Genomic DNA, 11,158 nt, shown 5'->3' with positions numbered 1-11,158 from the left:
AACTTTCATACCTATGCAGCGTAACTTCTTTACAATTACAACAAAACGCCCTTGTCTCTTCAGAACCGTACATTTTTACCAATCTGATTACTCCCTGTAAGCTAATTTTTCCCAAGCAACTAACGCCGCATTAAGGTGTGAGCAGCGCTTGGCTATACTTGAGCGAAGCGAAAGCGCCAAGCGTTGCGAATCACTCTTAAATGCTTTGTTATGTGTATTACCCAAAGCTTTCCAAAATATTATTTTCTAGCTCTTTCTTTTTCATCAGAGTCTTATGGTTACGAGTTTTAAACCTAATACCAAAAGAGATAAAGTGATGAAAAATAATGAGATGACTTCTATTTTTTGACCAGATGACACACTCATCCTCTGCGACAACCCATGATTTTGAGTTGGATTCTAAGTCTTTGATGGGATTGCTTGAAAACTTACTCTCATAATTCTGAGCGAAACTTGAATGAACCTGTTTATTGAAGAAGCGAATATGCATGACGTCTCGCTTTTCATTGAAGACTCGTTGATGCTTTAGAAAATATAGACCTTTGCCAAAGAACGTTGCGTAGTCGATCAGCTCTTGACCATAAACAGGCATTTTTGCTTCAACGTGTTCACCAACATCTACCACACTGTCATACATTTCCCAAAGACGATTCGGTACACTCTTACGTTTCGTGAAAGCACGAACTAGTGCTTTCACAGCTAGCTCACTATCACTGGATTGGCATCGGGCAATTAGACCAAATATTTCATCCAATGTACCTTTTTCAGAATTGCACTTACGACAAGCATAGAAATCACCCTCACCGTTGTTTCTCTTTCGCGTTAGAGCGGTATTGGGAACTAAGTGCTCAACAGAACGACTATTGTGCAAGTTCTCGCCTTTTACCATTGCAGTCGAGCAATAAGGACAAATACTGTTTACGATCAATTTGTTAGTTCCTCTATACACATAACGCCCTGTTAAGGGGTGAGCAACGCAATACCGAAGCCGCTGCATACCACCTTAATCACTTAAACCAACGCACAGTAAAAATGCCACGCGTTGCGAATCCCTCTTGAACAGTTTGTTAGGAATTTGAACCCAGCAATACTTTTAGTTCTTCGACCGACAGAGTCTGATCTTTTTTCCTATGAACCATTGCGTGACAATTTGCGCATAAAGGAACTAGATCTTTTTCTGGGTCTACTAACGTCGAAATACCTAATCGCGACACTGGAACTTTATGGTGGATATGAATGTAACCCTCGCCGATGCTGCCATAAACTTTGCCATAGTCGAAACCGCACGCAGCGCAGGTAGCCCCATGAATTGCTATTGCTTGGCGCCTTAATTTTGGATTTCTCTCATACGTAGTGACGTACTTCTTATTGAAGTTACCCTCATGAAATGACTCAAACATGTTCGATTGGTCACTACTTTCTTCCACTCCATACTTAGGCTTGGCAGTTTGCAAGGCATCTTTAGAAAGGTGCCCTAATATCTGGTCATAGTTTTCTTTAGATATAGGTCTAACACCGTTTCGCCAATAATTTGATATTAGGTTAGAGGGAATACTTTCTAAATATTTACCATCTATTTTGGCAAGGATTGGCTTAGAGAATGTTTCAAAACTATCGATAGTCCCAAAGTAGTCACTTTTAGTACTATTTCTATCGGGAAATACTTTGCCGATTGTTCCAATACCAAAATAGTGTGGTTCGTTTGACAATCTACTTACTTGATACGCTTTGTCTTTAATACGTCCCTTGTAGTAAATGACTTGAGTTCCTGGCTCTAGATACTTTAAGTACCTCTTCGGAAAATGATACAAAACGCCTGTATCATCGTCCCATTGAGAAACATCATTTTCTACTATCACCGCGTACATAACTTTCCTCAAATTTCCTAACGCCTTGTTAAGGTGTGAGGCACGCAATACCGAAGCTTCCGCATACCACCTTAACCACTAAACCTGACGCATGGTAAAAATGCCACGCGTGCCGAATCACTCTTAAACAATTTGTTAGCAGGACATTACGCAAGTAGCCGATGCTTCATTGACATAACTATAACCTTCGATAGTGACTGTAATCTGCTCTAAACCAAAAACTGACTCTGACGTTATCACTATAGGGAAGTTTAGTTTTATCAGGTCATTATGATTGGGCTTCGTAATGCCAAACCAAAAGCCTACGGTTTTGCCATTTACGAACATATTGGGTTGAGAATATTCGACTTCAGCTAATCCGTAATGAATGAAACCAATAAACTCATTACCATTCGCATCGACGAATTTCGCCCTGACAATGATGTTAGAGTTGGGGTCTAGAGCATCATCTTGGCTAGCTTGACAAATGACAGTGTCATCATGACTATCATCTTTCCATGAGGCAAACTGCCATACTGCATAATCTTGTATATCTTGGGGAGTTATTTCCCATATTTGCTTAACCATGTTACTCCTGTACTGCTAACGCCCTGTTAAGGGGTGAGCAACGCAACACCTAAGCCGCTGCATACCACCTTAAACACTAAAACCAACGCATAGTAAAAATGCCACGCGTTGCGAATCCCTCTTAAACAGTTTGTTAGTTGCGTTATTCACGTTTAGGGATGTTCGAAAGGAATTCCCCAACTTTATATAAAGATGATTCATCAACAGAGATTCCAGTCGGTAACTTCATATGACCATTTTTCGGATAGATGTACCTAGCTTGGTCAAATAGTGTTGAATGTTGTTCAAGAATCTCTTGTAGTACCATACCACAATGAATTTCAAACTTAATTGACAATAAATCCTTCACACTGTTAGGCAAGTTATTATAAACGTCAGTTAGGCTATGCCCCTTAACATGCTCCAACTTTACTTCATTGATTATGCATGGATTTTTCTTTGATGTTGTAATCACACGACCAACGGAAAAACTTTTTAGCATTAACTCTATGCTGAATGCCAGTAATGTCCAATACGGAGTATTCGAATAATGAACAGGCTGCTCCTTTAACATCTTTGCTGCTTTAAAAAACTTATCACCTTCAAAATGAAGCATTGGATCAAAACTCATTTCGTATTTGATGTTAGGCATGAAGCCTCCTTAGCAACTAACGCCCTGTTAAGGTGTGAGCAACGCAATACCGAAGCTTCCGCATACCACCTAAAACATAAACCGCAACGCATAGTAAAAATGCCACGCGTTGCGAATCACTCTTAAACAGATTGTTAGGTTTTACTTACCAAACCTGTCTTTTAGAGCCATTATCTTTTCTTTTAAATCATCGATGACCGTTGGAAAGTTTTTCTCTATAAACTTATATATAGCAACAACCATTAAAATTGTACCCCAAACATTTAAAACGGATACAAAACTACATTTCAGATAATTTATAGCATATAAAATTCGGCTCACCAGACCCACCAATCCTTTATCGGTAGACTCAGGCATTTCGAAGGTGAAATAAATATAAATTAAGGTAATGAAAAAAGAGCTAACAATTGGAGTACTAAAAACATCTTTTAAGCCTGAATTGAAGCCATTTGCCCTATCCATTTGTACAATTAGGAACACCCAAAATGCTGACCACAAAAAAGAAAAAATCCAATTACTATCTACAACACACTCCACGTACTACTCCTATTATTAGAAACCTAACGCCGCGTTAAGGGGTGAACAACGCCAACCACCCAACCTAACCCATTGTGCCGTAAACACTAAAGCTGATTCAAACCAAAAATGCCAAGCGTTGAGAATCCCTCTTAAACGCTTTGTTATGTTTATGATTGCTAAGCGAATAATAAGGTTTACTCAGGTAGGTCTAAACAGTTCATTTGCTTTTAGCTCTGACCCCACCAATAGCAAGCCAGGTAGCACAAGCGGCAATTACCCCGTATTTGAAAACTCTTGCGTTAAATAAAGGCTCGCCAGAATAAGAAGTATGTGGTCCAACAACAACATAGCCTTGTTCATACACTTCAAATATTGAGTAACAGAAATATGAAGCGATCGAAAAGAAAAACAATTTTATAATAATTGCCAACTTTGTATCCAAGTAAAACTTAACCATATCCTGTACCCGTTATTCCTTAACACTTCATCACGCGTCAATTGATTTTCTGTATGAACATAACGCCCAATTAAGGGGTGAGTAACGCAACACCGATGCCACCGCAAACCACCTTAATCACTAAAATTAACGCATAGTAAAAATGCCACGCGTTACGAATCCCTCTTGAATTGTTTGTTAGTACGCTGCCCCTAAAGCCTTTGGCACAAGCCAAGATATTGAAATATAGCACGAAACTTTTGGCTTAAAACGCTGAAGCCAAACAGACAACTGCCAAACTAGAACTCAATCTCAAAACGCAAGTTGGCGAGAAGAAAAACTTGCTTTACTGCCCTATGTTCTCCGTTTTCAAATTAGCAAAGAAGACAGGCTTCATAACTAAACAACCGCGCCAGAGAAACTCAGTGTTTGACGAAAATGTTCCAGCACCAAAGAAACCACACCAGAGAAATAGCCCGAAAGTTAGACACCGTAAACAGTGAAGTCAAAGCGAAAACTCCGCATATAGTGCCACCGGAAAGAACGTGAAAGGCACATTTGACCAGGTGTAAAGTAAGGAAAAGAAACCAATAAACTCCGAAACTTTTAACCTTTGATGCCCATCCAGTACTAACGCCGCATTAAGGTGTGAGCGGCACTTGGCTATACTTGAGCGAAGCGAAACTGCCAAGCGTTGCGAATCACTCTTAAATGCTTTGTTATGCAATTACTCCCACTCAACCACGGAACCAAATAAGCAATGAAGAAACAATGCGCCTTCGTCGTTTAAATAGTAATTAGGTGTAGAAGAACCAGCTAATGTAGGTACAGATACAATTACAAGTCCATGAGATGCTAGAGCATGACCAACAGATCTAGCGACTTGCCTTTCACTCTGCTCTTTGAGTAACTTCAACTGATAACAATTTAAGCTGTTAACCGCAGATGAAAACTGCATAAAGTGTTCATAATTCACAGCACCACGCACGTAAGCAGAGAAAACTGTCCCTATTAATGAAGGCTTTTCAATATCATCTGATGCGTTCAGCAACAGCAATAAGTTATCATTAACTCTAGCTTGATGTTCGGAATCTTCAGATAACTTTCGGAAGAACTCATCCCTTTCAACTGTGGATACTTCCCCCAGATGGAATACGAATTTTTGTAGCTTTTTAATGAAATAGTAATCGCTAATACTACATCCGAAGTTTTTGAGTTTTACTATCAGCCCTAATAGAGGAATATTGCCGAGCAACTCGTCACTAATCTGCGTGTCTAAAAAAGCTTCTGTTAAGTCTAAAGCAGCATCAACACCATCTTTTCTATTGATTGTTTTAATTAGCTCATTACCCACTTTCTTCTCCAATTGCATAACGCCCAGTTAAGGGGTGAAGCACGCAATACCGATGTTACTGCATGGCACTTCAACACAGAAACTACCGCATACCAAAAATGCCACGCGTGCGGAATCCCTCTTGAACTGTTTGTTATGTTTCTATACGCATCTTTTCAACGAAATGGTTGCTGCATAATCTGATACTAATTCACCACTGTGTATTAACTCTATAGCTTCACTAGCCCTAAAACTATGTGAATTTAACCAACACCGTAAACTATTCAATTCAAAACCAACTAAGTTTTCAGATAGTTGGCGAAACTCGCAACTAGAAAGTTCTTGATTTAGATGTTTATCTAAAAGCCTAACTTGCTCTGATTTAGATAATTTGGTCTTTTTATAGGTAAGCAAAAATTTTACTATTTCTTCCTCTGTTGGTTCTTCGTTTTCAAACTCTGGGAAATTTGATGGATAGTAGATTAACTCCGAAACAAAGGGACAGCTTACATTGTTATCTAGAATCTCTAGATAACCATCTTCATCAAGAATTACTAATCTCACTATTTCAGTCAATTCGCTTTTTGTAATATCTGGCTGAGGAACTATCGATTTCAATACAAGTAAACGATATACCCACGCTTCATGACCTTCACCGCCATAAATTCCCTGAAAATCAAGAAACCGATGGTTAGTTTCAGATAAAGAATTAAATTCTGCTACCATTCCCCTACATTCTGCTTCCTCTCCGCCATCAATGGCATCTGCTAGCTGAGTTAAACGTTTGAGTAATGTAGGATCAACTTCTTTTGGCTGTAACTCTGGTCTTAAGGTCATAATTTCTCTTTGTATTAGTTCAAAAATATTGACTCGGAAACATAACGCCCAATTAAGGGGTGAACAACGCTACCACCCACACCTAAAGCATTGTGCCATAAACACTAAATTTGAAGTAGAAGCAAAAATGCTAAGCGTTGTGAATCCCTCTTAAATTGCTTGTTAGACGATTTTTCCACTGACGCCTAAGTGGGCTTAAAACAGATTAGGTGAGGGACTTTCCTAATCTGTCGCCCAATACCTTATTGGCAGGAAATAAAATGAAAGTTTAATTAATAAATTCAAAATTTTACAAAAAGGAACAATAGATGATTAAACAAAGCCACAAAATAGCCATATGAGATATGTATCACAAAAAATTCGATTTAGTTAAAGTGCATATAAATTTAGGCGCTTTTTATCTTATATAAAAGTTAGCATAACAGAAACCCATTTCGTAGCAATAACCATGAGTAACCCAGAAAGCATATTTCCTAAAGGCTCGATCGCTTATGAAAACGAGCAAAAACAAAATCCTTCCATTAAATCCGAAGCTGAAGCCGAAACCTTTTTTCCTAAGACCTCTATTGCTTATCAAAATGAAGTTAAAGCTAATAGAGTCACACCCGGTGTTGGTAAAGGATTTCTTCCCCCAATTAAAAAGCAAACTGCTTTTACGTCGACCCAAACCGCGAATATCAGCCCTGAAAATATGTATTGGCCACCATATGACTTTACTTCCGGTACATACATAAACACAAAGCAATTACCTGATGATAGTTTGCGCAACAACCTCAAGGATAACCAAGAACATGTGATGTTTTTGACTCTTGAAGAAGCGTTTAAAGTGCTTCAGAGCTGGGGGTGGAAGGATACTCAAGCGACTTGGAAATCAATGACAACCTCTACTGGTGCACAGATAATGATCAATTATGGTGTGAGTGGTAAAGATATCGTAACAACTTCAATGATCATTGCTCAATTTAATGTCCATGGTATCAAGGCAACCAAACTTGGATTAAAAGCCACTTTTGGTATGAAAATGTCGACCTACTACAACAAAACTGGCACCGAAATGATTAAATTAAGTGGCTATTCTGGCTTAAGAAGGATATTAACAGGTACAACCTACAGGCTTGATAATCCTAAAGTAGTTCAATTGGGTATAGGTAAGTATGGGTTAGCTAATTCAATTAAATCAGGAACCGTTATAACAATATTTGTCGCTGCTGGGTTTAGGATCTTAGATTACGCATTCAATGACGAAGTTTTTTTAACCGATTTAGTAGGTTCATTGGCTACAGATGTTGTAAAAATTGGTATATCTTCGGCTGTTTCCGCAGCTTTAGGTGCAGCTTCCCTAGCCTTCGTGTCTTTTGTTGCTGTTAATCTCGCCGTTGTCGTTGCTGCTGGTCTAGTCACTTCTATTATACTAAACGAGCTGGATGAGCATTACGGTATCACTCCAAAAGTTATCGAACTATTAGAAAAAGCACAGCAGGAAGCTGTTGAAAAAGCGGAACAACTAAAAGAAAATACTTATGATAGTGTTCTCGATTTAGCTGGTATGTTACTAGAAGGCGTTTTGGAAACAGGAAAAGAAGTGATTGAGAGCGAAGTAAAACGATTCATCAAAAAATCGTTAAATGAATTGACACCAAAAATATTATGAGCAACTCCCAATTGATAAACAAAATTAAAAGAGTCTCAAAATTTATTCCAGCAACAATCATTGGAGCTGGATTGACTATCGCCTGTTTTTATTTAGGCTTGGGCAAGATAGAAAGCTTCAGCCAAGAGATCGGTAATGTAGAGGTATATTCTCGCTTTGATTTTAGCCTCATACCATTCGGTATCGTTATGCTCGGATTTACTATTACGGCTGTATATTATATTTACTATGAAAAACGGTTTGAAGACGCATTCGGTCACATTCTGAATTACACAATGTTAGGAGCATTTGCCCTTTCAATAATCTTAGTTTTTATAACGCCATCTATCTATCAAAACCGCTTTGAAAATGCTGGACTAAAAGAGTGCAATGGTACACCAAGCAGCTATCTGCCGCTATTTGGCACAAAGTTCGCCAAAGACGAATCTTTATGTCGAATAAGGAATCACTAGCTATATCGAACCAGTTAGATTGCCCCACATCTCTAGCGGGGCTATGCGTATCAATTGGACGGTGAACTTAATTCTTTAAGACTACACTTTATGTTCGACCTCGCTCTCGGAGCCTAGGTAGTCGCACCGACTAGCAGATCCGTTTGTGAATCTGCCCATTAATGTGAAAACAGATTACCTAAAACCCAATTAACAATCAAACACCCACTGACTTTTGTGATTTAAGAATTTGAGCCGACAATGTAGATTTGAGGACTTCAAAGAAACAGAGTGCCAAAGGAAGCATGGGGATTAGACAAGAGATATTTCCTACCTGTCGCCTAACGCCGCATTAAGGTGTGAGCAACGCTACCACAGCACTAAACCAATGCGCCATAAACACGAAACCCAACGATGGAATAAAAAATGCCATGCGTTGGGAATCACTCTTAAATGCTTTGTTATACGATAGCGCGCCCCAAATCCTGTGCGACTCGTTTAAACGCCGTTAACTCTTGCTCTGTTCTTCCACTTGCAACTGTTACCCATTGAAGCCCCACTTCATCTCGATGCTCAAACTCAATTTGCAACTGGTACTTCGAACGATAGACTGAAAGGAAGAAAACAACTGGAAACGTAACGAGTAAAGCCACTAAGCCAGCATTGATACTAAACCCCCAAGGAGTCGCAAATGGTTCGAACAACCACAAAATACTTGAAGCTATAACTGACGTAACAATCGCTTTGATTAGATGCGATGACACCTTATTTTCAACGACTTTAACGCTCTTTATCTGGCTAAGCCCATAGCTATCCTTTTTTACCATCAGCCGGCCGTTAACTATTGAAAAGTCAGAAACTTTAAACATACCACTTCCTCGTTTGGGTTAAAAAGTTAGAAAAACATTTCCACAAACGATTGGATTCATTGTTAAACATAGATGAGTGATATGCAATGAGTTTTAACCACATTTGTCGTATAACGCCGCGTTAAGTGGTGAACAACGCGACCACCTAACCTAAACCATTGTGCCGTAAACACTAAAGCTGACTCAAACTGAAAATGCCAAGCGTTGTGAATCCGTCTTAAACGCTTTGTTATGGCGCTGCACTCAACGTTAGCTCTTGTATGTCAATTTGGTCTACTTCCCTGCCCAATATACGCTTGTATTCGACTAAACGATGTACTGGGATCACTGGTAGATCGATACCTTGATAATTTTTAATAACTGATTCTGAGAAGTAGATTTCAAGCTGGTGCCAAGAGCCATCTTGATGTGATTGTATCTTCGTATATTCAGATAAACCGATTTCAATTTTTTGATTTTGGTAAACCAACTGGAAATACTCTAGATCCCAACCGTATTCGGCATAATGAGTTAACGGCTTGGATATGTATTTAGCTACGAGCGCTAACACTTTGTCTGCGTCTGAGTTTCGAATATAAAGATCTATATCTGCGATTTCCCGACTTCCACCATGAATAGTTGCCGCTAAGCCACCGACTATTTGATACTCCACATCCTCTGCATTCAAGGTTTCTTTGAGCCACTGCAAGGCTACTTTAACTTTATCACTCATCTAGTGCCCTTAGCTGAATTTTTCTCTGCGCCATAACGCCCTGCTAAGGGGTGAGCAACGCAATACCAAAGCCGCCGCATACCACCTTAATCACTTAAACCAACGCATAGTAAAAATGCCACGCGTTGCGAATCCCTCTTGAGCAGTTTGTTATTTTGCAAACCCAAAGCGTTGATTTTACGTTATTTTAAACTTTGCAAACAACAAACTTTATGTGTTTTGATGCACTTAAGTCAGGCGTAGTCTCAAAGCGGCTACTCAATGAAACCACGTGGAACAAACAACGCCGCAGAAAACGAACTAACAACACCAAAAAGCGCTTTTGGAAAACCAATCTCACAATGCGGACTTTCAACAAAGCCACTGAAACCACATGAACTTACCACACCAGAGAAAACGCTATTTCAGCGAGTAGTACGGCTTTTGTACCAACAAACTCAACGAGCAGAATTTCAGCAAAAAAGTTCGACTCAGGTAAACCAAAAGTCGCCGCACCAAAAAACAAATCAACCGTTGAAACGATGCCAATTTTGAATTTTCACCACGCTAGTTAACACTGAAATTGAACGCCGATACGACAATTTCAACTTTGAGCTTTTACCACTAGATCTTGCGATATAGCTGCGTTTTTCCTCTTGCAAACTAACGCCCAATTAAGGTGTGAACCACGCGACCACAATGCTCAAATTGAACTCCGTAAACACTGAATTAAACCCATACCAAAAATGCCAAGCGTGGTGAATCACTCTTAAATTGTTTGTTATGTATGTTCCTGATATAGCGCAGAAAACTGATCGCGCCATTGCTCAAGTAATGGAATTGCAGACGATAAGCAGAATTTTCGCTCACCTATAAGAAAAGCCAACACATTAGATAATGGGTAGTTTTCTGGGTCTACAGCATTGGAAATACTAAGGTAGGTTTTATTGCTAATTCCACTTTCACTATACCAGTTCCACTCTGACTCATGTTTCCACCAATTTGCAGCAGAATTGATAACTGAGATATGAGTAGATCCTAGTAATGTTACCGCTCCAAGATTTAATGCGTCTCGCTTGCTAACTTCACTTTTATACATGGTATCACTTATATATTGCTGCATAGCAACAAAACCAACACCTATAAAGTATTCTACTCTGTCAAAAATACCTAAACTGTCAGCATCTATACTTGATTCTGCTTGTTCTATTAACTGTTCTAATCGTGAATCGAGTAAAGCTAATAAGTCGCTCAGTTCAGCGATTTTAAGATCAAGGCAATCTCCTTTTGAAAACAGCAACATACAATTATTCCTCAAAATACAT

General features: G+C 39.1%; 13 protein-coding genes. 2 read left to right on the top strand and 11 right to left on the bottom strand.

Translation table 11 applies throughout. From position 1 onward, the window contains the following. Positions 1-217: 217 nt before the first annotated feature. The 8 genes from L3V32_RS24390 to L3V32_RS24335 form a co-directional block, all read right to left on the bottom strand. Positions 218-928: a hypothetical protein gene (locus L3V32_RS24390; protein ID WP_237285462.1), complete on the bottom strand. Its 711-nt coding sequence runs from the start codon at positions 926-928 to the stop codon at positions 218-220. Between the two features lie 139 nt (positions 929-1,067). Then, the gene (locus tag L3V32_RS24385) at positions 1,068-1,868 is read right to left on the bottom strand and encodes an HNH endonuclease (protein WP_237285460.1); all 801 of its coding nucleotides are present in this window, start codon (positions 1,866-1,868) and stop codon (positions 1,068-1,070) included. Positions 1,869-2,003: 135 nt separating this feature from the next. After that, complete coding sequence (locus L3V32_RS24375; protein ID WP_237285458.1) at positions 2,004-2,435, bottom strand: hypothetical protein; 432 nt, start codon at positions 2,433-2,435, stop codon at positions 2,004-2,006. Between the two features lie 142 nt (positions 2,436-2,577). Then, on the bottom strand, positions 2,578-3,066 hold the full coding sequence (locus L3V32_RS24365) for a hypothetical protein (protein ID WP_069540442.1): 489 nt from the start codon (positions 3,064-3,066) through the stop codon (positions 2,578-2,580). 141 nt (positions 3,067-3,207) lie between these two features. Next, complete coding sequence (locus L3V32_RS24360; RefSeq protein ID WP_237285457.1) at positions 3,208-3,603, bottom strand: hypothetical protein; 396 nt, start codon at positions 3,601-3,603, stop codon at positions 3,208-3,210. A 199-nt stretch (positions 3,604-3,802) separates the two neighbouring features. Beyond that, entirely contained in the window at positions 3,803-4,042 is a 240-nt protein-coding gene (locus tag L3V32_RS24355; protein WP_065765306.1) for a hypothetical protein, read from the bottom strand. A 706-nt stretch (positions 4,043-4,748) separates the two neighbouring features. Continuing rightward, positions 4,749-5,375: a hypothetical protein gene (locus tag L3V32_RS24345; RefSeq protein ID WP_237285455.1), complete on the bottom strand. Its 627-nt coding sequence runs from the start codon at positions 5,373-5,375 to the stop codon at positions 4,749-4,751. A gap of 141 nt (positions 5,376-5,516) precedes the next feature. Next, positions 5,517-6,191, bottom strand: a complete 675-nt coding sequence (locus L3V32_RS24335) for a hypothetical protein (RefSeq protein WP_158173952.1) — start codon at positions 6,189-6,191, stop codon at positions 5,517-5,519. A 448-nt stretch (positions 6,192-6,639) separates the two neighbouring features. Here L3V32_RS24335 and L3V32_RS24330 point away from each other — a divergent pair, with 448 nt between their 5' ends. Together L3V32_RS24330 and L3V32_RS24325 are read left to right on the top strand one after the other, a co-directional pair. Then, positions 6,640-7,842, top strand: coding sequence for a hypothetical protein (locus L3V32_RS24330; protein WP_237285454.1), 1,203 nt, complete (start codon positions 6,640-6,642; stop codon positions 7,840-7,842). An 11-nt stretch (positions 7,843-7,853) separates the two neighbouring features. Further along, entirely contained in the window at positions 7,854-8,294 is a 441-nt protein-coding gene (locus L3V32_RS24325) for a DUF2079 domain-containing protein (RefSeq protein WP_139784316.1), read from the top strand. 440 nt (positions 8,295-8,734) lie between these two features. Here L3V32_RS24325 and L3V32_RS24320 read toward each other — a convergent pair whose 3' ends face one another. The 3 genes from L3V32_RS24320 to L3V32_RS24310 form a co-directional block, all read right to left on the bottom strand. Next, a complete protein-coding gene (locus L3V32_RS24320; protein WP_025518946.1) occupies positions 8,735-9,142 on the bottom strand; it encodes a hypothetical protein in 408 nt (135 codons plus the stop codon). A gap of 229 nt (positions 9,143-9,371) precedes the next feature. Then, the gene (locus tag L3V32_RS24315; protein ID WP_021485173.1) at positions 9,372-9,854 is read right to left on the bottom strand and encodes a hypothetical protein; all 483 of its coding nucleotides are present in this window, start codon (positions 9,852-9,854) and stop codon (positions 9,372-9,374) included. A 760-nt stretch (positions 9,855-10,614) separates the two neighbouring features. Further along, the gene (locus tag L3V32_RS24310) at positions 10,615-11,136 is read right to left on the bottom strand and encodes a hypothetical protein (RefSeq protein ID WP_237285453.1); all 522 of its coding nucleotides are present in this window, start codon (positions 11,134-11,136) and stop codon (positions 10,615-10,617) included. Positions 11,137-11,158: the final 22 nt, after the last annotated feature.

This window comes from Vibrio sp. J2-4 (genome assembly GCF_021728155.1).
In the GTDB taxonomy this organism is placed as follows: Bacteria; Pseudomonadota; Gammaproteobacteria; order Enterobacterales; family Vibrionaceae; genus Vibrio; species Vibrio diabolicus.
The sequence above is the reverse complement of the archived record's forward strand: the minus strand, read 5'-3'. Positions and strand labels throughout refer to the sequence as shown.